The sequence below is a fragment of the Limosilactobacillus viscerum genome (assembly GCF_947387525.1).
Lineage (GTDB): Bacteria > Bacillota > Bacilli > Lactobacillales > Lactobacillaceae > Limosilactobacillus > Limosilactobacillus viscerum.
Map to the genome: position 1 here is coordinate 1 of NZ_CANDNW010000029.1, position 21,002 is coordinate 21,002.

The following is a 21,002-nucleotide window of genomic DNA, read 5'->3' on the forward strand; positions in this document are numbered from 1 at the left end:
TGGCGAACACCAATTGAGATCTTTTTGCGTAATCTGCGTTACTAAATTTGTTCAAGTTATTTCTTGCAATCTGCCATCTCTAATTATAAACTTTCTGGTTTCAAAACAATAGCGGCAATCATAACTTTGCTTTAACCAAAATCAATCGAATCCAGGATTTGTTCACGACTTTCTTGGTCAAGGCCCAGATATGCTAAGGTAACAGCCTCACTAGAGTGGTTAAGCAACTTCATCACTAGGCCAATGTTGTGGTGAGACTGCTCATAAACACGGTAGGCACCGGTCTTCCGCATAGTATGTGTGCCTAAGTAGTTGAGCCCTAAAAGGTCCCCGACTTTTTGCATTACTTCATAGTAAGTGTGACCGGCGATATGCTTTTCCGGATCGGCAAATGATGGAAATAGCCATGGACTATCATATACCTTCATTGCCGGATGAAGCATTTGGTACCGCATTAACCAATTTTGATAAACTAATAAATCTTTCTCAACAGGACGCAAATAGAGTGTGTTCTGTTTTTTTGTCTTTTGGTCAACAATATACGCATTTTTCATAATCTGACCGTCCTGGTCGAACACATCTGACTTCTTCAAAGAAATAACATCACTAACCCGGAGCATCGTCGCCTTACCCACTTGAAAAATACAATAATTTCGTTGGCCATATTTAAAATCATTTTTTAGGCAGTCCAAAACTTGCGTTAAAATTTGTGAGTCTTTAATTGGTAGAACTAACTGCTTCAAAATACCACCTAGATTTCATAGATCATTATTTGTAATAACTACATTATAGTCTATCACACTTTTTTGCTAAAATTAAAATGCTGTTATAGCAGCATTCTCGATAGACTATAATATAATTATAGTCTATCGAAAACAATAAAAATAGCCCCAAAAACAAAAAACGCTCTGAGGCAAAATTAGATGGGCAACTACCCGTCCATTTGAATTTCATTTTGTCTCAGAGCAAATTTTTGAATTGGAATTGTTCAGTAGGAAAGCAGAACACTTATTTCGTATTATGTAAACTACCTGCCAGTAATCCTATAAATCATTTTTATCATAACTGATATTATGTAAACTAAAACTAACGTAAAAAAGTATCCTTAGTAACTTATGGGAGTAAAATACTAAGGATACTTGATTATCATTTTCTCGGGGAGGAGAAAACGTTTATCTACTTCACTCGGCTTCAAAAAGTGAAGTTGAACGATTAAAGGTGTTATAGGTCACTTTTAAACGTACCATGTTTATGGATTTGCTAGTGTTCCCCTTAACTACCCTAATCTCCTGACTGTCTCATAATTCCCTCAGTATTTGTAATACCATTATGATCAATAAGAGATTAGCTTAAACCATTTATTCTTGTAGTTGGAACGATTGTTATTATAGTCGTAATTGAAGCGATTGGTCAAATCAGTAAAACGTTAAAATAGTTCCTCGCGCGTAAACGTTATTCAAGTGATAGATTGACAATACCTGTAAATTCGCCTAATAGCCAAATAAAAATTAATAATATTATAATCTTCATTTTCAATAATAAATTTAAATTTTTTTGATTTATCACAATGTATTGTAAAAGGACAAAGCGGTGATTTTAGATTATTTACGGCTTAGAGACAGACCTTCCTGACAAGCCAACCAGCCGCCTCGACATTTGCAAAACGGTCAGTTGAATCTGTAATCAAGGTTGCCGCATTAAAGAAAATGCAAAGTTCAGCAACCGACATACTATCAATATACAAAATTCGCCGTTCAATTCGCCGGATTGGAATTTCGTCTCCCCTAATCGTTCTTAAGAGATCAGTGCGGAATAACTCAATTGTTGCCAGCAATTTGGCTTGCCGTTTCTCGTCCGTCGCTGATTGTTGAAAATAACGGTGGTTAAAGAGCTCTCGCACTTCAGGAAAAGAACAGCTCACTTCTTCTTCCAAGTCATGATAAATTCTTAAAAGCAAGACGATTATTTCTCGACGTTCGGCCAAATCAGTAACTTCTTTTAACTGGTTGCTCGTTGCTAAGTCACTAGTTGTTTGTAAGATACTAACTAGTAATCCCCGCTCCGCTGCTGCAAGGTTGTTACCATATTCATGCTGAAGTAATTGTTTATTCTCTATTTCAATCTGGCACAGCGGTTGCCCATTAAATACATATTTGATTCGCTGACCGGCCATTTCAATCCGTAAGCGATTAATTTGGCCAGTAGACGTATATTTTTGGTTCCACTTGCTAAAAAATATTACTAACTGGTTTAATAGTTCTTTGTATTCCATCGTGTTGTAGCCCCCATTTACAACACCCCTATCCACCGCCATTATAACTTGCTGGCTAATAATAATACAGAAAAAGGATTGGCGGACACATCAATGCCAGCCAATCCTTATCTTATTTTTGCAATAATTTACTCGTGGCAATCGCCACCGCTACACCGAATGACAGCGGTAAAAGTGCTGTATAGTCAAGGTGACAAACCTCAAAAAGCATAAACATTGCCATCAGCGGTGCCTGCTGGGAAGCTGCCAGGAAAAAGGCTGCTCCTAAAACCGCCGATTGCGCCAACGTGACTCCAGGGACAAAGCCGGCATAGACTATTCCAACCAGCACCCCGATCACGGCTCCGGCAGCAATTGATGGTGTCAAAATCCCACCATATCCACCACACTTAATCGTACCAAATGTGACCACTACTTTAGCAACTAAGCCAAAGGCCAATAAAATCAATGCCTGTTTGCTGATCGTCGAAGTATTCATCGCCAACTGTGCAAGTCCACGACCATTTCCCATCACTTGAGGGTAAAAGCTTGCGATTAGTCCGGCGAATAATGACAAAAGTGGCAACTGGAGCAGGACATTTTTAGTTACTGCCCGCCGTTTACTTGCCGCCTTTACGCCCGCTTTAAATGCTGTCCCTGCAGCGCCATTCACAATACCAAGAACTAACGCTAAGGGAAGTAATGCCAGGCCAAAGTGACGACTACCAATTAAATAATACGGTTCATAGCCCTTAACGATTGAGCCGATTAAAGTGGCAATTACTGACATAGTCAGACTAACCGCCGCAACACGTGTATTTACCTTTTTATAAAGAAGTTCCATGCAGAAAACTGCACCCGTGATTGGTGCAATATATACCCCCGCGAAGCCGGCCCCAGCTGCAGCTGCAATGATCATCTTTTGGTCTTCTTTAGATAAATACCAAATTGAATCCGGGCCAAAACTGCGGGTCCACTTCTGGGCAATTGCTGCACCGGCCTCACGTGGCGCCAATTCACGGCCAATTGAATTACCAGTTCCCACAAAAAAAATCTGGGTGCAAACGTGAAGCAATGTTTTCCCTAGCGGCATCGTCTTTCCTGTAATTGCCTTATTTATCCCTACTGGGTGGTACTTTCGTTGGAGTAGGTACCAAATAACGGCAGCAATGATCCCACCAATTAGGACGGAAAGTAAGCGGCGAGTTGGTGCCGCACTGATATCAACCGGGATGTGATTAGTTTCCTGAAAATTTAAGAATAGGTGCTCAGTTAAATCAAGCAACACGCTTAAAAGAAGGGAGCTAAAACCAACAATAACCCCTAATACCAATGTTGCTAATGCTAAGCCAAGATTGTTCTTTTTTTCTTCCATCAGTACCACCTTTCTCAAACGTACATCATTTTATCATGGTCCCCTTATAATCGCCAAAGTTTGGTAAAATGAAGAGGTATTTAAAAGGAGATATTTATGAAAATAGATGAGAAACGACAATTATTGTATGGGATTATTTGCTGGGCTCTCTTTGCCGTAATCCTCTTGGCATTCCTGGATGGACGGTCGTGGGTAACTGCCATGGACCATTTCGGTTACCAGCTAACCCAGCCAACCATGCCAAATAAAACAAGTATTTTAAGGATAATCACCCAGTTCGGTGATCCATTCAATTTACAAGTTGCAACTTTAGTATTAATGGTCTTTCTATGGTGGCGAAAACGGATTGCTGATAGTCTGTGGTTTGGTGCTCTTGACTTTGTCGGTTATGCACTCGTCATTATCGTTAAATATACGGTAATGCGGCCCCGGCCAAGTGACCGGCTTGTCAGAATTAGCGGTTACAGTTTCCCAAGCGGCCATACCTTTGCAACAACCATTTTTATTCTGACCCTTGTTACCCTTATTTGTCCGCTAATTAAACGTAAATGGGTACGCGCACTAACAACTGTTATTGGTGCCCTGTTGATACTACTAATTATGTACACCCGGGTTTACCTTCGAGCACACTATGCAAGTGATGTCGTCGCTGGGCTCCTGTTGGCAGCTGGATGGTGGTTAATCACCAATGCAGAACGGCACCGTTGTGCTGAATGGTTACTGGCACCTTTAAAGGATTTTTTTGATTAATTGTTGGTGGTTAGATGATGGTTAAAGTAAATCATTACTTCTAAACTGAAGTTGCCGATTAGGTTACAAACAGGTAGAATTATAGAGGTATTATTATTTTCTGAGGTGAAGATTAATGGAAAACTTTTTCCTAATGGCCCTGACAATCATTTTTTTGATTGAAAGTTTTGTTGAAATCCGTTTATTTGCCGATGTGCGAAACATCTTTCTAAAATCCGGCCGGGCCAAGCCGACTAAACGGGTTGCCCGGATTATTAAGATTGAAAACCAGTGGAGTTGGGTTTCCTGGATTTTCCTACTCTTAATGTTCGTTATGTCCGCCAAGTACACCTTCCTCTTGATTTGCATTATTACCCTAATTGAGACCTGGGTTGTTTACGAGCTGCAGAATGCTAAAAACTATGCTGAAAGTATTAATAAGTAAAAAAAAAGGAGCCATCAGTTTGGCTCCTTTTTTGTCGTCTCTTCCCGTAGCGATCACACAATCGTCACGGGAAACTGCACCTTTATTTACTTCTTCTTTTTGGACTCAGGTCCGAGGTAGTTAACCATCTTTAAGAAGTTGTCAACATCAAGGCTGGCCCGACCAATCAAGACCCCATCAATATCTGGTTTAGCCATTAAGTCCTTGATGTTATCCGGGTTAACACTCCCACCATAGAGGATTCGAATCTTGTCCGCAATTTCATAGGTATAATTGTCGGCAATGGTGCGGCGAATCGTCCGACAGCCTTCTTCTGCTAGTGCGACGTTGGCATGCTGGCCAACACCAACCGCCCAACTAGGCTCATAGGAAATGACTACATTGCGAATCTGGTCCAGTGAAATGCCATGAAGAACACTCATAAGTTGTTGGAAAACATAGTGGATCTCACCATTAACTTCCTTTTGAACCATCGTCTCATCAGTACAGATAATTGGTGTAATGCCCATCTGAAGAGCCGCCGCAACCTTCTTGTTGACTGCTTCGTTGTTTTCACCAAATAAACGCCGCCGCTCAATGTGGCCGAGCATTACGTAGTCTGTGCCAAGGTCATGTAACCCACGTAAACTTAGCTCACCAGTAAATGGTCCGTTGTACTCAGCAGCTGCATTTTGTGCAATGATCTTCAAGCCAGACTTACCAGCGGCTTGCTTCATGCTGTAAAGTGAAAAAGCTTGTGGTGCAATCCCCACTTCAACCTTGTTTGGATCTGGAAGCTTATCCTTAATCTTATTAACAAAATCGACCGATTCAGCAACATTTTTGTGCATTTTCCAGTTTGCAGCAATAAAAGGTTTACGCATGATATCTCCTCCATCAAGCCGTTTTAGTCTATTATTGCATATTTGGTCTAGTTTTCCCAGTGCTGTTTTTTAAACTGCTCGCGACCGCCCTGCTCCTGTAAGGCATACCGGCGCGGATCTTTTTTGTAAAAATCCTGATGGTAGTCTTCAGCAGGGTAAAATGGCTTGGCATCCTCAATTTGGGTGACAATCTTTGCATCCCCAAACTCACCACTTGCCTGTAGCGCCGCTTTAGATTGCTCGGCGATTTTTCTTTGTACTGGACTGTTAACGAAGATCACCGGGCGGTAGTTATCACCACGGTCCTGAAACTGCCCTAGTGCATCGGTTGGGTCCGTTTGATGCCAGTAAATTGTGACTAGCTGGTCGTAGGAAATAACATCTGGATCAAAGGTGATTTTGACAGCCTCTGTATGGCCAGTAGTCCCAGAACAAACCTGCTCATAAGTTGGATTGGCAACGTGACCACCGGTGTACCCTGAAACAACCGACTTAATACCAGGATAAGTATCAAATGGTTCAACCATGCACCAAAAACAACCACCGGCGAAGATTGCTGTGTCTAAACTCATTAATATCAACCTCTTTCTCACTGTACCAAGGGATAGCGCTACCAGATAGCAGTAGTTTATTACTTAGGATTCTATTACAAAATCCTAGAAATTGGTATTAGTTTGACCTCCTTTTTTGAGTAATCTCGATGTTCAAAAAGTAACGACTCTTAAATGGTCACGAGTAAACATCAAAAAAACTATAACTGGATTATGTCTAATCTAATTTTAAATAGGTAGAAATGTTTTATTTTCCTATTGAAATAGCTATCACTAAGATTTGTCGGCACATTCTATTAAAAGCAGTGTTGTAGGGCATTAAAAATGTGAATAAGATTAGATTTTAGAAAAAAGTGAATGGATTAGATGAACAAGATTTTGAAAAAAGATGACTATAATTCCATAAGCAGGACAAAGGCAGACAAGAGTGTCAATTAAAATGGTAATGGCCTAGTTATGTATTTAGTAGGAAAAGTGCTACCATAACAATAATAATTAAGAAAAAAGTAGTGTTGAAATTACATCATATAATAAAATGCTGCGGCAAAGTTTGAGACTTGTTGTCCTCATAATATGAGACGAAAGAAATTTTTATTTAATATGATTAAAGGGTTTCTAACTACGGAAGGTGTTATTTGATGCAAGTAAGTACAAAGAATTGGAAATATAAGTTGCAACAAGATGCTACACAGGTTCCACACTATGGATTACGTAAATTAAGCGTTGGTGTGGCATCAGTTTTATTAGGATTAACTTTTTATGCTGGAACAACTGGTGTAGCTCAAGCTGATACTACAAGCGATAATATGTCTACTTCAGACGTTACTAGTAATGTTGACAGTCAAACTGATCGCTCTTCACAAGTAACTTTACGGACTTCTGGTGAGGCTTCCCAAACATCACCTTCATCAGATATTGTTAACCATCCAGTGGTTCAAGGCATTACTGATGATTCTGATTCGTCATCAGCAACATCGAATGGTCAAGAATTAGCTGGCGACTGGAAAGGTAGCATTATCTACCAAAACGGTGCTAATTCAATTCAGGCGAATGCTAAGGGCTGGGCTAATATCACAGTCGCTAGTCCAGAGTTAACTAATGTCAAAAAGGGCGATGTTTATGACATTACAATTGGCTCTGGTCTACCGCTAAACTTTGATAAGACACCATTGACGACTGACAATTTCGATGTTAAAGATTTAGGCATCGGCCGTTATCAATTAACCGCCAAGTAAGACTACGATTCAAGCGATTTTTCGATTAGTCCATCGATTTCTTATACGAATTCAGTTGCAGAAACGACAACAATCGACGTGCCAGTTTCAATTCAGTTTGAAAGTCAAACTAAAAACTTTACTGTCCCAATGATTGTTGACCCGGCTCCGGTGCCAACCGATGATGAAAAGTATCCAGCCTATAAGTTCGTTTGTTTTAGTCTAGACCCAAATACCAACAAAGTTTCTTATGGTTTATATTTAAATTATAAGAAAACTGATTTACGCAACTTCAATGTTGATGCTCTTCTAAACGGTAACCAAACCTTGGATAAGTCATCAATTATGGCTTATAAGGTGGCCGATGACGAAATCGTGGATGCCAATGGTTATCCATTAGATGCTTCAAATCATACATATGAACATTACGATTATAATGCTTCGGTTGCTTTGCAAGCACAAAACACAGATCATACTCAAGAATTTAAATTTAAACAGTCTGGTCCCTTAACCATAAATAATCAAGACTACTCCAAGCAACCAATGTATATTTACTTTACAACCTCCGTGCCATCAGGAACTGATCCTGCGACGATTAGTAGTAATCTGAACGTTTCTGCTGATGGTATTGGGTCCGGTACTGTGGATGTATCAGCAGCACCGTCAGGCAATACCGCTCATTCAAAGGGTAATATCAATGCTAGTCAAACCGTTAAATTTGTGGATGAAAGTGGTACGGAATTAATACCGGCAAGTACTCAAAAATACGTATTTAAATCTAATAGTGCTGAAAAGAATCACCAATTCAAATCGGTTTCAGTGCCAGTAATAAAAGGCTATGTTGCGCCAGTTAAGTCTGTTGATGGTGAAACAGTTACGACGGATAAGCCGACAGCTGAATCTCAAATAGTATATAAGAAAGTCGGCAAGATTATTCCCGTCGATGAGAATAATATCCCCATTCCCAATGCACCAACACCGGATTATAGCAACGATCCAAATGACGCAACAAAAGTAACCTCTAAGGAAACAACGCCATCAATCCCGGGATGGCACTTGAAGTATAACGGTCAGGGTACGGTAACACCAAACGACCCGACTAAGGACACAAAAGTTGTTTATGTAAGGGATCCGGCCTCAGCCACGATTACTTATATCGATGATACAACAGGCAAAACTTTGAAGACTTCAACAGCCGATGGCAAATTTAACGACACGATTAACTTCACTGATGACCCGACAGTAGTTATTAAAAACTATGAAGATAATGGCTATAAATTAGTTTCCAATAACTTTAAGTCCAATCAAAAGTATGGTACAGACGACGCAAGTAACACCTTTACAGTTCACCTATCACATAATACGCAAGCCGTTACTCAGGAGGTTAAGGCTGGTACGGCTACTGTTCATTTTGTGAACGCACAAACCGGTGACAAAATGACAAATGACACTACCATTACTGGTAAGACTTACACGCAAACCGGAACTAAAGATTTAGTAACCGGTAATGTTACTTGGACACCATTAACTTCTCATATCGATATGAGAACGGTCACCGCACCAACAATTAAGGGCTATACACCTAATATCAAGAAGCAAGTTGTCACGATTACGGCCAATGCCAACAAGGAATACACGATTAAGTACACCGAGGACCCTAACAAGGACGTCACTCGTCAAGTTAAGATTGGCGATGCCATTGTACACTTTGTGGATTCACAAACCGGTAAATCAATTCATGATGATATTATCTTAACTGGTAAGACTATCACTCAATATGGTATGCAAGATCCAGTGACCGACGAAATCACTTGGAAGCCAATTGCCATTCAAACACAGACAGTTGAGGTCCCTAATATTGCTGGATATACTCATACGCAGAAGGAGCAGGTTGTAGTATTTACTAGCGGCAAAACTAATGAATATACTGTTAAGTATACAAAGCAAGCTCCAAGCATAGTAACCGATAGTAAGGAATATACTCAAACGATTCATTACGTTTATAATGATGGATCGAAGGCGTTGGATGATCATGTTCAAACCGTTACATTGACTCGGACTGGTGAAAAGGATGCCGCTACCGGCCAGATCACTTGGCACGATTGGCCAACTGCAAACTTTGCTGTTGTTGTTTCACCAAGACTTGATGGCTACACTGCAGATAAAGCACAAGTTGACGCAACTAATGCAGATGGTAACAAGGATGTCACCGTAACTTACATTAAGAATGAAGTTCCAGAAAATCCAACAACGCCAAATAAGCCGGAGGAACCGGCAGAACCGACAACACCAAACAAACCGTCAGTACCAAGTAAGCCGGTAACACTAGCTACGCCAACAGATAATTCTGGAGTGATTCCTAAGGCCCCAGCAGAAGCTACTATAGCTGACACTCCAATCAATGCCGCTAACGTTACTTCTGAAAGCGATCAAGCTATAACTCCTGTCGAACCAGCCGTTAAGACGACCTCTGCTAGAAAGGGCCAATCACCGGCTCAATTGCCACAAACTGGTAATGAAAAGTCAGCTTTGAGTGTTCTTGGTTTAGTTACCGGATTGCTCGGCTTCGGCCTATTAAGAAGTAAAAAACGGAAGGAAAACTAGTTTAGTAAAGAATAAGAAGGGGCCAATGACAAAACTCGGTTTTGTCATTGGCCTCCTTATTTTAGCTCCGAATATTGCAAAGATATCGCGTGACCCAATCCAGGACCCTAGTGCCTAGCTACGGAAAATGAAAGTAGTTATGTGCAATTAAGGACTGGAAGGCAAAATAATTATTGATGTTCAGCTGAGTGTTAGTTCTACGGCTGCCCCCCAATTTCTGGAATCATCATCCCCCATTTCATGCTCTGTACGCAACTCTTTAAACACCATAAAGACGCTGTAAAGTAATTAATAAAACCCGGCTCCCGTCACAATTACGCAACAGGAGCCGGGTTGATTTATCTTATTCTGCTAATTGATAATCCTCACTAGCGGCATCGTAGTCAAATTCAAACCGACCACGGTCAGTTTCTACATAAATCCGCTCGTAGGTTGGCTGGTAGCCATGCTTATTGAGCTTAACCGCTACTTGATCATTACTGCCAACTTCAACGTAGTATTCATTATATTCACCATCTTGGTACTTGAAGTCTAAACCATTATCCTGGTAATGCTTGTAAGCACCACAGTCACCGAATAGCCGGAAAGTCATTACCTTCTCTGGCTCGTCACTAATGTGCTTAACCTTGTTACCCCATGGCAGAATCGTATCCTTCTTGATGAACAACGGCAGCTTTTCAATTGGAGCATTAACCATGATCGTTTGTTGCCCCGAGTACTCTGCATTGTTCCAGAAGTCAAGCCACTTTCCCGCTGGCAAGTATACCAGCCGTTTATTCGCACCCTGGTTAACAATTGGTGCAACCAAAATGCTAGTACCAACCATGTACTCATCATTGATTTGCCGTACTGCCGGATCATGTTCGTAGTTCAAAACCAGTGGCCGCATTACTGGTAAGCCCGATTCGGTTTCGTGCCGTAATTGGTCATACAAGAATGGTACGAAGCGGTAGCGAAGGTTTAGGTAGTCCCGGTAAATATCCAGCGTCTTCCGGTCAAATGCCCATGGTTCTTGGTAACGGGTCCCCATTTCAGCGTGGTTCCGGAACAATGGAACAAACAGGGATGCTTCTAGCCACCGGGTTAACAGTTCTGGCGTGGTGTCCTTCTGGAAACCACCAATATCAGTCCCCGCAATCGCAAACCCACTCATTCCTAAACTGTTCAATTGTGGGATTGCCAATTGCAAGTGAGACCAAATTGACTGGTTATCACCGGTCCAAACGGTAGAGTACTTCTGTGTCCCCGCAAAGGCAGCCCGGGTAATAATGTATGGCCGCTTCCCAGTTGCTTCCTTCATCCCTTCATATGCAGCCTGTGCTTGCAGATGACCAAAGACATTATGCATCTTCTTATGGGTTGCCTTCTTTTCACCATCATGGAAGATTAAATCACTTGGTAATTCTCCATCAAATGAGGCTGGTTCATCCATGTCATTCCAAACACCACAGGCTCCCATGTCAGCAAAGAACTTAACATGCTTAGCCCACCATTCGCGTACCGCAGGACGGCCAAAGTCTGGGAATACCGCATCGCCTGGCCATACCCGGCCGACAAAGACAGAGCCATCTGGATTTTCAACAAAGTAGCCCTTCTTGACCCCTTCTTCATAAATGTCGTAGCCATCTTCATCCTTTTTGACGCCGGCATCAAGAATTGGCATCAGTCGGATCCCCCGCTTCTTCATCTCAGCGACGAACTTCTTTGGTTCCTTAAACTTGGTTGTATCCCAGGTAAAGTCACGGTAACCACGCATGTAGTCAATATCCAAGTGAATAACATCGATTGGCAAGTGGTACTTTTCAAAGCCATCAGCGATTGCTTGAACCCGTTCATCACTAGTGCTGTAACCCCACCGTGATTGCTGGTAACCCAATACCCACTTTTGCGGCAGCGGCGTTACCCCGGTTAAGTAGGTATAGTTTGCAACTACATCCTTCAACGTATGACCACCCAGAACATAGTAGTCAACGTTACCGTCGTCAGCTGAATAGAAGTAGTAATTCTCACTTTCCTTCCCGAGGTCAAAATGGCTCTTGTAGGTATTATCAAAGAACAATCCATATGGGTGACCATTCTTCAATCCGTACATAACCGGAATCGACTTATAGATTCCCTTAACTGACTCGTTGTGGACCTGACCAAAGTCCACATTCCAGTTATCATAATCATACCCCCGCTTATCAAGGAAGCCGGGCTTGTCACCTAAACCGTAAAAGTGTTCATCAGGACTAAGTGATTTAATTACTTCATAATAACCATCGTGTTCCTTCCCTATCAGGTCAATATTATGTCCTTCCGCCAGAACAGTTGACTTATGCTCATCATCAAGGTCATTTGGCAGTGGTTGCCGTTTCCCACGATAATCTAATACGAGTGGGTGGCCATCGCCGTCATAAAAGTCAACATGGTGACCATCGTATGCTTTGACAACTAGGCTTGGCGTCCGTAATTCAATGTGGTCACCCTTATCATCAACAGTGTAACTAGTCTTATGGTGCTTGTCACCATCAATTGCATATGAATTGGTAGCACAGCCCCGGTCCTCAAATACCCGGATAATTTCGTTAGTGTAAACATCAAGTACTAGGTTATGGCCATCGGCATACTCTAACGTTACCTTTGGCGCACTATTTTGATAGCCCGTTAAACGATTAGTCATTTCATGTCTCCTCTTTCTGCATATCGTAGTGCAATTTCTTAACACCTTCACTCTACCACTTTCTGCAAGCGTTTACAAACATTATTTCACTTGAATGTAAGCGTTTGCTGTAAAAAGAGTTTTAGCATATAATGTAATTAGTTACAAAATGAGAGGACTAGTAGTATGAAACCGACAATCAAAAACATCGCGAAGGCTGCAGGGGTGTCTACCGCAACGGTATCTCGTGCCCTCGCGAATAAGGACAACTTAATTCGACCGGAAACTAGCGCACGGGTACGCAAAATCGCCCAGCAAATGGGTTACCATAAAAACGTTGCTGCTTCTCAACTAGCTTCAAACATCACCAAGACAATCGCCGTGATTATTAATTATACGCAGACCGACTTTTGGCAAACGATTCTTGATGGCATTTTAAAGCGGGCACATGAACGCGGTCATAAGGTAATAATCTTCTCCGCTGGTGAGCACGACCCACAACGCTTAAACGAAACCATTAACGAGGCACTAGAGCATCAAGCCACCGGGATCTTTTAATTTCAGGAAGGATCGACCACCAGCAGGTTAATACCCTTAGTAACGCGCATACTCCCTACCGGTTAATCTCTATCTACAACCTCCGTCATCCGGAGCACCGCTTTATTTCTTCTGATGATGTCAAGATCGGCATTGAAGCTACCGACTACCTGCTCCAAAGGGGACACACTAAAATTGGTTTAGTTGGGATTGACCATTCATCTACGGGTCAGCAGCGGCTCTTTGGCTTTCAAAAAGCAATGACCAATGCCGGCTTAATAATTGACCCTGGCTGGATTCACTACGGTAATTATAGCTACGAGAACGGTAAAGAGCTTTTCCAGGAGATTCAGGGACGGGGCTTAACGGCCGTAGTTGCTGGTAGTGATATGATTGCGGCCGGTTTAATTAAGGAGGCCGCCAGAAACGGGGTTAAAGTGCCGGACCAACTGTCAATTATCGGGATTGATGGCTCAATAATTGACGAAATAGTTACTCCCGAGCTTACAACTGTTAGTCAAGACTTCTTTAAGATGGGGACCGCCAGTGTTGATAACCTTCTTGACGATGACCAGTCGCTATTTATTCCGACCAAAATAGTTGAACGTGCTAGTGTAAAGGACTTAAATTAAAAAGATTACTACAAGTGAACAATTAAGCGGCCCAAGGCTCAACTAAAAAGCTGAACCTTGGGCCACCTTTTTCATGCTTTACATAATATTACCCTTATAACTTAAAAAGCCCCCGCCAGTGTTGAAACACTGACGAAAGCTTTCTTTTCGAATTAATTAATTTTGTGATTCTGCTGCTTTTTGAACCGTAACCCCTTCGTGAATCCGTGGAACTACTAAGGCACCAACAAGAAGTGACAAACCAGCAATTAACATCATCATCGTTTGGTTGTGACCAACCAGTGGGAAGATAATGAAGCTGCACAGTGAAGCCAAAATTTGTGGAACACAGATTCCAACGTTGAAGAGTCCAAGGTAGGCACCTTCATTCTTACCGTTCAGTGATGAAGTCAACAGGGTGAACGGAATAGTGTTGATACTGAAGTTAGCAATCCCAAAGAGAATCATTGCGATAACCGATAATGTCTTTGAAGTAATGAAGGCCATACTGCCTAAACCAATCGCACCAAGAATCATCCCGAATACGTACCACTTCTTCCGGGAGTTAGCCTTTGCCTTGGCGTAAAGCAATCCCCAAACGATTCCGGCAATACTGTAAACGGCGGTTAAGATACCATACCAGTTACCAGCGGCCTGGTACCCTGCTGAAGAAACATCAGTTGTGTGCCAGATGTTCTTTGCAACGGTCCCGGTAGTGTAAGTCCAAACATACATAATAGCAAACCAAGAGAATAATTGGACCAGGTTGATTTCCCAGAAGGACCGTGGTGCCTGCTTAACTAGTTTCCAAAGGCTAACCTTTTGGTGGGCTTCGTTAACATCAATCCGGTGGTAACGAGCATAAGTCTGTGGGTCATATTCCTTAACGTTGAAGACCGTCCACAAACCAGTAATCAGTAAAACAGCGGCAGCACAGAGGTAAGCCCAGATAACGGTGTGCGGAACAACACCCCGCTTAGCCGTGTTTGACATACCGCAAGCAGTAAAGATAAATGGCAAGACAGTTGCAAGGATGGCACCACCATTAGAGAAGACCTGTTGCCAGGACCAGGCAGCGTTCTTTTGCTTGTTGTTAACCATGTCACCAACCAGCATCCGGAGTGGCTGCATGCAGACGTTAGAGAACAGGTCCATGAAACAGATAGCAACGGCGGCATAGGTCATTGCGGCCAGTGAACCATAGCCGAAGCCAAAAGAGCCAGAGAATGGCAGCATGATCAGAACTAATGCGGCAATTGGCGTCCCAAACAGTAAGTAAGGAAGCCGCCGGCCAAACCGGTTCCAGGTGCGGTCAGACATTTGCCCAAGGATTGGTTGAACAATCATCCCCATCAGTGGTGGGAAGATAAAGAAGAATCCTAGATTGTTAGGGTTAGCACCAATTGTTTGGCAAATCCGACTCATCTGGGAACTTTGCAGCGAGAAAGCCATATTGATGCCGAAGAATGCAAATGTAATTGAGAAAATCTGTGTCTTGGTTAAACTCGGCATCCCGGAGTCGAGGTCCACCCGGTTATCTTCATTCGTCTTTTTATCCATGATTATTACCTCTTATCTAAAATTGATAAACCTTTGCTTCATACGGCTGGATGGTGTCACCGGCATCATCTTCATAGTTAGAAATTAATAACGAAGCGTTTTCTGGTACATCATAGTGCCGTTCTAATGTCTTATTGGTGTAATTCAAGATGACCAATAACGTTGCCTGATCATTCTGCCGTAAGTAGGCAAAAACGTCGGGATCTTTTTCATTGCCATCAACTAACTTGTATGAACCGTTAGTAATTACAGGCATTTCGTGACGGAGCTTAATCAGCTTCTGGTAGTAATAGAAGATTGAATTCTGATCAGCCAATGCTTGTTCAACGTTGATGTCTTTGTAGTTCGGGTTAACCTTTTCCCATGGCTTACCCGTGGTAAAGCCAGCATTGGCGGTATCATCCCATTGCATTGGCGTCCGGGCATTATCCCGACTGTGCATGGCAATATATTTCATCATTGTCTTCCCATCCAGCAGATGCTGGTCATCGACTAATTGATGGTAGGCATTGATTGATTCCAAGTCAACGTAATCAGCTAACCGCGGGAAGTAAGCATTGGTCATCCCAATTTCTTCCCCTTCATAAATGTACGGCGTTCCTTGTTGGAAGTGGAGCATCGTTGCTAACATCTTGGCCGACTTGACCCGGTTGTCTTCAGTCGTGTCATCACCAAAGCGTGAAACTACCCGTGGCTGGTCGTGGTTGTTCCAGTAAAGCGAGTTCCAAGCCTTACCAGCCAGCTTTTCTTGCCACTTAGTAAAGTTATCCCGGAGGTCACTTAGCTTCGTCTTTTGGTCGTACCACTTACCAAGCGCTGGGTTTGGGTTAGCATCCAAGCCCATGTGCTCAAACTGGAAGACCATATTCAATTCGGTATTTTCCAGGTTAGCGTACTTTTGTGCGCCTTCTGGCGTTGCACCAGGTGTTTCACCAACCGTAATCATCTTGTGCTTACTCATGACGTTCTTATTCATTTCCTGCAAGAATTCATGAATGCGGTGACCATTAGCAACAATTGGTTCAACATTGGCATATTTCTCATCAGGCGCCTTCTTACCATCCGGTAGACCTTCTGGCTTAGAAATTAAGTTGATCACGTCCATCCGAAAGCCATCAACTCCCTTGGCAGCCCACCAGTTCATCATGTCATAGACGCTGTGACGCACATTAGGATTTTCCCAGTTTAGGTCAACCTGCTGCGGAGCAAAGAGGTGCAAGAAGTACTGATCAGTTTCTTTATCATATTGCCATGCCGAACCGGAGAAGTATGAACCCCAGTTATTCGGTGCCTGGCCATTCTTGCCGTCCCGCCAGATGTAGTAGTCCCGGTAAGGGTTATCCTTACTCTTCTTAGACTCTTGGAACCACTTGTGCTGGTCTGAAGTATGGTTGACAACTAAGTCCATCACTAACTTCATCCCCCGCTCATGGATGCCATCAATCAGTTCCTGGAAGTCGTCCATGTTGCCAAGCGTGGGATTAATTGCTTGGTAATCGCTAATGTCATAACCGTTATCAACCTGCGGTGACTTATAGATCGGGTTGAGCCAGACAATATCAACCCCCAGCTTTTGCAGGTAATCAAGACGGTTAATGATTCCGCGCAGGTCACCAACCCCGTCACCATTACTGTCTTGGAAACTCTTTGGATAAATCTGATAAACAACTGAATTATTCCACCAATGCTTATTTTCCATTGCTATATCAACCTTTCAATTCCAAATTCAATTAAGATTATGCAATCGTTTACATTTCCTTACAGTCATTATCTTAACACCTTATCAGAATAATGCAAGCGTTTACAAAAATACGATTTGAAAACGAGTACATTCAAGATACTAAAATACACAAATGGTGAATTATGTTTATAATAAGGTTATAGATAAAGGAAGGGAATTATTATGTTCATCAATATAATCAGTATTCTTTTAGTGCTATTGTTTGCGTACTGACTTATTAGGAACTTCCGGCTTGGCAACTATGCCTACGCATTTGTAATGTACGTTGGAATGATCATCTTTTACGCAAACCTTTATCACAACATTGGCAGCGGGGTTAGCTTTTACCTCATGATGCTCGCCATCTTTGCAGCGATCATTTGCGCAATTATTTTTATTTATCGGGCAGTTGAAGCAGATAACAGCAGTCGTCACTACTGGGGTGTAGTTGCACTCAGTGTTTTAACACTCCTGCTTATTTTGCTCTTTAAGTTCCTACTATAGAGGCTGACGAGATATCCAAAAAATATACAAAACGAGGTCCGAAGTTCGGTTAAATCACCGAACCTTGGGCCTCGTTTATGTTTATAAATATCATAGTATTACCGCACTAGCAATCATGTGCCTTTCCCTGTTGGGCCGGCAACGGAATGCCACTATAGTCGATTACCTCAATATTGTCAGTTAAGATTCCCTTCCGGCTGACAAGCGGCATTGTGAAGAGGTGTTGGTTAAAACGTACCTCCATCTCATCTTCAAACTGGGGAAGTGACTCACCCTTAATTAAGATCTGGCCAATATTGGATTCCAATGCCCGGTTGAAGTCGGGAAGCGAGACTCCACGGTCAACAAAGATCAACTGGTAACCACTCTCAAGCGAGCAATTTCCGATTGCTGAGAACGGTCCAACACCATCATCATAGTCGAGAAGGATCTTTTTTCCTGGTGCTAAGTAGCGTTCAATTCGTTTTCGTGCTTCATCTGTAAAGGTAACTTTCATTTTCCCACCCGTCCTTTCCTAAACTAATTTTATTTTACTGGATAGCGCCAGAAAGGCAATTTTCCTGCTCATCGATGACTAAATTTAGGAAAACGATTCCCTAATTAGTAAAATATTCTTGACATCGCTTACACAGGTGAGTATATTATTTGGTGTAACGATAAACCAAAACGCTTTCAAAAAAATCAGCAAAGGGAGATTACAGAAATGAACTACTTAATTGGTGTTGACGTTGGTACGACTAGTACAAAAGCCGTCCTCTACAACGAACACGCGCAAGTAATTAAACAATTTAGTCAGGGATACGAACTGTACCGTGATAGTAACGGTATGGCTGAACAAAACCCTGAAGCAATGGTTCAGGCAGTTGAACAGGTGATCCATGATGCCGGCCAAGAGATTGATTTTTCATCTGAAAAATTGTTAGCGGTTTCTTTTTCCAGTGCTAACCAAAGCTTAATCTTATTAGACGACCACTTCCAGCCTCAATCACGGGTCATCACCTGGGCTGATACACGAGCACGCCAAGCAGCTGACGAATTAAAGCGGTCGCCACTTGGCAAGGAAATGTATGCCAATACGGGAACGCCAATTCATCCAATGTCCCCGTTAACCAAGTTACTCTGGTTAAAGAAAGCAGCGCCAGAAAAGGTTGCTCAAGCCGCCTACTTTGGTGACATCAAGTCCTACCTCTTCTACCGCTTCTTCAACAGTTTCAAGGTTGATATCTCCATTGCTTCCTGTACCGGGATGATGAATATTAACACTGGGGACTGGGATCCAAAGGCACTCGAGATTACTGGCGTTAATAAGGAACAGCTGCCGGAAATTGTTAACGGAACTAGTCAGGCAGTTGGTTTAACCACGGATGCCCAGGCAAAGATGGACATTCCAGTTGATACACCGTTTGTTTATGGTGCCTTTGACGGTGCCCTTTCTAACCTCGGTGTTGGCGCAATCGAACAGGACACCGTTGCAATTACGATTGGTACCTCTGCTGGTGTCCGGGTAATCACTGACCACCCCGTAATTGACCCACAGGAACGCCTTTTCTGCTACGCCGTTGATAATGGTCTCTGGGTTGTCGGTGGCCCGCTTAATAATGGTGGGGATGTCTACCAATGGGCTGTTCAACACTTGGTTACCCCAAGTGCTGTTAAGAACGAAAATACCGATCCATTCACACTGGCTAACCGGGTAATTGAAGGTGAACCTGCTGGGGCTAATGGATTGATCTTCCTGCCATTTCTTGGTGGTGAACGGGCCCCGCTATGGGATGCCAATGCCCGCGGTTCTTTCTTTGGACTAAATAACCTGCACACCCGGGCCGACATGCTCCGGGCGGTCATGGAAGGAATTAACATGAATATCGCCACTGTCTTTGAAGCAGTTCGTGACCTGGTTGGTAGCCCAAAGAGCGTTACCGCCACTGGTGGATTTGCGCGGGCAGAAGTTTGGCGACAAATGCTCGCCGATGTTTTGAATTGTCCTGTTAACATCCCCGAATCGTTTGAATCCGGCTGCCTTGGCGCCATCACAATGGCAATGAAGAGCCTGGGGATGGTGGATAGCTTGGCTGCGGTGAAGAACTTCATTGGTGAAGAAAAGTCCTACCAGCCAAACTTTGAAGCAGTTGAAGTTTATCAGAAATTCCTGCCATTATTCCAACAGGTTGAAGGACTCCTAACTCCTGCATACTCAACGATTGCTAAATTACAACAAAAATAATCTAAAGGAGATTTAACTTATGCCATTACTCATTGTCTTAATTGGTGTTATCCTGTTGATCTTCATGATTGTTAAACTGAAGCTCAACACCTTCGTTGCACTTGTTATTACCTCATTTATTGTTGCCCTAATGCTCGGCTTACCACTGACTAAGATCCCAACAACGATTGAAATTGGCAATATCTAATATATGAAAATAGCAAAAATAAACGACGACTCTTAATTGAGTCGCCGTTTTTATCTATATATAGAATATGTTTTCCCTTTGGGACTATGGGGTAGCCCTCGCACTAGGCTCCGTAGTAGTATCTAGTGCTCTTTCCATACTTCTATTATAGCATATTTGTATCTTGGACGTTCGTAGTTAGGTACATTTGCTAATAAAGCATATCTAACTCTTTTATGAACTGCTCGAATCATAAAGCCTGCATATTTAAAGTATACGAAAAAGAGCCAGCCTTTTCCACGGCTGACTCCAGTAAGCTTTATGATTAATTATATTATACGACAAATATAATACAAAGACCAACCATTCCAATGATGAATAGTTCATTTTTTAATTACTCACTAAATCGCTTGTCTATCATTTTTTGCAATTCTCTTAAATCGTCATCAGTCGCCAAGTCACGGATGAACTTTCGGGCGTATGATCGGTAGCGGTAAATTCGGTTCTTTTCCTTATTATTACTATCCCATTTTTGTTTGGCTCTTTTCTGGGCATCACTAACCATCTGTATCGACCTTCTCACGTTAATATGGTATACTGAATATGCAAAAAGCCAAGAGGCTCCATCTCTTGACTTCTTGCGTTCCGGAAATTAGACTAACCAGCTAACCGCTATTTGCGATTAGCTTTTTTTATTATCGCATAAGCCTTAGCGAAGTTAATCGCGGCTACCGACAACAACCAAATTGTCAGTGCGATAACATGGCAGCCTCTCTTTCCGGGTGACTTTTGTTTCCATCAGTATCATCCCCTTTCCGGATTCAGGGAATCACTTCCGGAACGCTGTAGCCTTGGTAAGGTCGCGACTCCTTTCCTTGACTACAATTATAGTATACCTTATTAACATAGATAAAGCAATATTTTTTTGCAACGCGGTTTGTAAAATTAAGTTAGAAAAATAAAAAAGTCATTTGTGATAGACTTTTGAATAACCACAAACAAAAGTA

17 protein-coding genes and 1 pseudogene are annotated in these 21,002 nt (G+C 42.4%); 9 read left to right on the forward strand and 9 right to left on the reverse strand.

Annotated features, from left to right (window positions below; translation table 11 throughout):
* Positions 1-131 precede the first annotated feature (131 nt).
* The 3 genes from QOS07_RS07760 to QOS07_RS07770 form a co-directional block, all read right to left on the reverse strand.
* Positions 132-743 (reverse strand): tyrosine-type recombinase/integrase, encoded by a 612-nt coding sequence (locus tag QOS07_RS07760; protein ID WP_283588398.1) that lies wholly within the window; start codon positions 741-743, stop codon positions 132-134.
* Positions 744-1,612: 869 nt separating this feature from the next.
* A complete protein-coding gene (locus QOS07_RS07765) occupies positions 1,613-2,272 on the reverse strand; it encodes a hypothetical protein (RefSeq protein WP_283588399.1) in 660 nt (219 codons plus the stop codon).
* Between the two features lie 112 nt (positions 2,273-2,384).
* The gene (locus QOS07_RS07770) at positions 2,385-3,626 is read right to left on the reverse strand and encodes a chloride channel protein (RefSeq protein ID WP_283588400.1); all 1,242 of its coding nucleotides are present in this window, start codon (positions 3,624-3,626) and stop codon (positions 2,385-2,387) included.
* A 96-nt stretch (positions 3,627-3,722) separates the two neighbouring features.
* Here QOS07_RS07770 and QOS07_RS07775 point away from each other — a divergent pair, with 96 nt between their 5' ends.
* Positions 3,723-4,376 carry a phosphatase PAP2 family protein gene (locus QOS07_RS07775; protein ID WP_283588401.1) on the forward strand — a complete coding sequence of 218 codons (654 nt, stop codon included), beginning with the start codon at positions 3,723-3,725 and terminating at the stop codon, positions 4,374-4,376.
* A gap of 115 nt (positions 4,377-4,491) precedes the next feature.
* On the forward strand, positions 4,492-4,800 hold the full coding sequence (locus QOS07_RS07780) for a hypothetical protein (RefSeq protein ID WP_283588402.1): 309 nt from the start codon (positions 4,492-4,494) through the stop codon (positions 4,798-4,800).
* Between the two features lie 86 nt (positions 4,801-4,886).
* Here QOS07_RS07780 and tpiA read toward each other — a convergent pair whose 3' ends face one another.
* A complete protein-coding gene (gene tpiA, locus QOS07_RS07785; protein WP_283588403.1) occupies positions 4,887-5,663 on the reverse strand; it encodes a triose-phosphate isomerase in 777 nt (258 codons plus the stop codon).
* A gap of 47 nt (positions 5,664-5,710) precedes the next feature.
* Positions 5,711-6,235 carry a peptide-methionine (S)-S-oxide reductase MsrA gene (gene msrA / locus QOS07_RS07790; RefSeq protein WP_283588404.1) on the reverse strand — a complete coding sequence of 175 codons (525 nt, stop codon included), beginning with the start codon at positions 6,233-6,235 and terminating at the stop codon, positions 5,711-5,713.
* Positions 6,236-6,852: 617 nt separating this feature from the next.
* On the opposite strand from msrA, the gene QOS07_RS07795 reads away from it, so the two are divergent.
* Together QOS07_RS07795 and QOS07_RS07800 are read left to right on the forward strand one after the other, a co-directional pair.
* Complete coding sequence (locus QOS07_RS07795; RefSeq protein ID WP_283588405.1) at positions 6,853-7,449, forward strand: YSIRK-type signal peptide-containing protein; 597 nt, start codon at positions 6,853-6,855, stop codon at positions 7,447-7,449.
* A 78-nt stretch (positions 7,450-7,527) separates the two neighbouring features.
* Complete coding sequence (locus QOS07_RS07800) at positions 7,528-10,032, forward strand: mucin-binding protein (RefSeq protein WP_283588406.1); 2,505 nt, start codon at positions 7,528-7,530, stop codon at positions 10,030-10,032.
* 343 nt (positions 10,033-10,375) lie between these two features.
* Here the strand turns inward: QOS07_RS07800 and QOS07_RS07805 are convergent, their stop codons facing one another.
* Positions 10,376-12,694 carry a glycoside hydrolase family 31 protein gene (locus QOS07_RS07805; RefSeq protein ID WP_283588407.1) on the reverse strand — a complete coding sequence of 773 codons (2,319 nt, stop codon included), beginning with the start codon at positions 12,692-12,694 and terminating at the stop codon, positions 10,376-10,378.
* Between the two features lie 165 nt (positions 12,695-12,859).
* Between QOS07_RS07805 and QOS07_RS07810 the strand changes: the two genes are divergently transcribed.
* The gene (locus QOS07_RS07810) at positions 12,860-13,231 is read left to right on the forward strand and encodes a LacI family DNA-binding transcriptional regulator (protein ID WP_283588408.1); all 372 of its coding nucleotides are present in this window, start codon (positions 12,860-12,862) and stop codon (positions 13,229-13,231) included.
* Between the two features lie 149 nt (positions 13,232-13,380).
* Positions 13,381-13,842 (forward strand): substrate-binding domain-containing protein, encoded by a 462-nt coding sequence (locus QOS07_RS07815; RefSeq protein ID WP_283588414.1) that lies wholly within the window; start codon positions 13,381-13,383, stop codon positions 13,840-13,842.
* 156 nt (positions 13,843-13,998) lie between these two features.
* Here the strand turns inward: QOS07_RS07815 and QOS07_RS07820 are convergent, their stop codons facing one another.
* Positions 13,999-15,381 (reverse strand): SLC45 family MFS transporter, encoded by a 1,383-nt coding sequence (locus QOS07_RS07820; protein ID WP_283588409.1) that lies wholly within the window; start codon positions 15,379-15,381, stop codon positions 13,999-14,001.
* A gap of 16 nt (positions 15,382-15,397) precedes the next feature.
* On the reverse strand, positions 15,398-17,080 hold the full coding sequence (locus QOS07_RS07825; protein WP_283588410.1) for an alpha-glucosidase: 1,683 nt from the start codon (positions 17,078-17,080) through the stop codon (positions 15,398-15,400).
* Between the two features lie 312 nt (positions 17,081-17,392).
* On the opposite strand from QOS07_RS07825, the gene QOS07_RS07830 reads away from it, so the two are divergent.
* Positions 17,393-17,605 carry a hypothetical protein gene (locus QOS07_RS07830; RefSeq protein WP_283588411.1) on the forward strand — a complete coding sequence of 71 codons (213 nt, stop codon included), beginning with the start codon at positions 17,393-17,395 and terminating at the stop codon, positions 17,603-17,605.
* Positions 17,606-17,711: 106 nt separating this feature from the next.
* Here QOS07_RS07830 and QOS07_RS07835 read toward each other — a convergent pair whose 3' ends face one another.
* Positions 17,712-18,101, reverse strand: coding sequence for an iron-sulfur cluster biosynthesis family protein (locus tag QOS07_RS07835; protein WP_283588412.1), 390 nt, complete (start codon positions 18,099-18,101; stop codon positions 17,712-17,714).
* Between the two features lie 207 nt (positions 18,102-18,308).
* Between QOS07_RS07835 and QOS07_RS07840 the strand changes: the two genes are divergently transcribed.
* Together QOS07_RS07840 and QOS07_RS07845 are read left to right on the forward strand one after the other, a co-directional pair.
* Positions 18,309-19,829 carry a gluconokinase gene (locus QOS07_RS07840; RefSeq protein WP_283588413.1) on the forward strand — a complete coding sequence of 507 codons (1,521 nt, stop codon included), beginning with the start codon at positions 18,309-18,311 and terminating at the stop codon, positions 19,827-19,829.
* Between the two features lie 19 nt (positions 19,830-19,848).
* Positions 19,849-20,007: pseudogene (locus QOS07_RS07845) on the forward strand (GntT/GntP/DsdX family permease); the annotation flags it as partial.
* Positions 20,008-21,002: the final 995 nt, after the last annotated feature.

What these genes read in the sequence shown, in the direction of transcription:
- QOS07_RS07805 (WP_283588407.1), bottom strand. Translation starts at nt 12,694, where the DNA reads ATGACTAATCGTTTAACGGGCTATCAAAATAGTGCGCCAAAGGTAACG.
- QOS07_RS07770 (WP_283588400.1), bottom strand. Translation starts at nt 3,626, where the DNA reads ATGGAAGAAAAAAAGAACAATCTTGGCTTAGCATTAGCAACATTGGTA.
- QOS07_RS07835 (WP_283588412.1), bottom strand. Translation starts at nt 18,101, where the DNA reads ATGAAAGTTACCTTTACAGATGAAGCACGAAAACGAATTGAACGCTAC.
- tpiA (WP_283588403.1), bottom strand. Translation starts at nt 5,663, where the DNA reads ATGCGTAAACCTTTTATTGCTGCAAACTGGAAAATGCACAAAAATGTT.
- QOS07_RS07810 (WP_283588408.1), top strand. Translation starts at nt 12,860, where the DNA reads ATGAAACCGACAATCAAAAACATCGCGAAGGCTGCAGGGGTGTCTACC.
- QOS07_RS07780 (WP_283588402.1), top strand. Translation starts at nt 4,492, where the DNA reads ATGGAAAACTTTTTCCTAATGGCCCTGACAATCATTTTTTTGATTGAA.
- QOS07_RS07795 (WP_283588405.1), top strand. Translation starts at nt 6,853, where the DNA reads ATGCAAGTAAGTACAAAGAATTGGAAATATAAGTTGCAACAAGATGCT.
- QOS07_RS07820 (WP_283588409.1), bottom strand. Translation starts at nt 15,381, where the DNA reads ATGGATAAAAAGACGAATGAAGATAACCGGGTGGACCTCGACTCCGGG.
- QOS07_RS07825 (WP_283588410.1), bottom strand. Translation starts at nt 17,080, where the DNA reads ATGGAAAATAAGCATTGGTGGAATAATTCAGTTGTTTATCAGATTTAT.
- QOS07_RS07840 (WP_283588413.1), top strand. Translation starts at nt 18,309, where the DNA reads ATGAACTACTTAATTGGTGTTGACGTTGGTACGACTAGTACAAAAGCC.
- QOS07_RS07775 (WP_283588401.1), top strand. Translation starts at nt 3,723, where the DNA reads ATGAAAATAGATGAGAAACGACAATTATTGTATGGGATTATTTGCTGG.
- QOS07_RS07830 (WP_283588411.1), top strand. Translation starts at nt 17,393, where the DNA reads ATGATCATCTTTTACGCAAACCTTTATCACAACATTGGCAGCGGGGTT.
- QOS07_RS07765 (WP_283588399.1), bottom strand. Translation starts at nt 2,272, where the DNA reads ATGGAATACAAAGAACTATTAAACCAGTTAGTAATATTTTTTAGCAAG.
- msrA (WP_283588404.1), bottom strand. Translation starts at nt 6,235, where the DNA reads ATGAGTTTAGACACAGCAATCTTCGCCGGTGGTTGTTTTTGGTGCATG.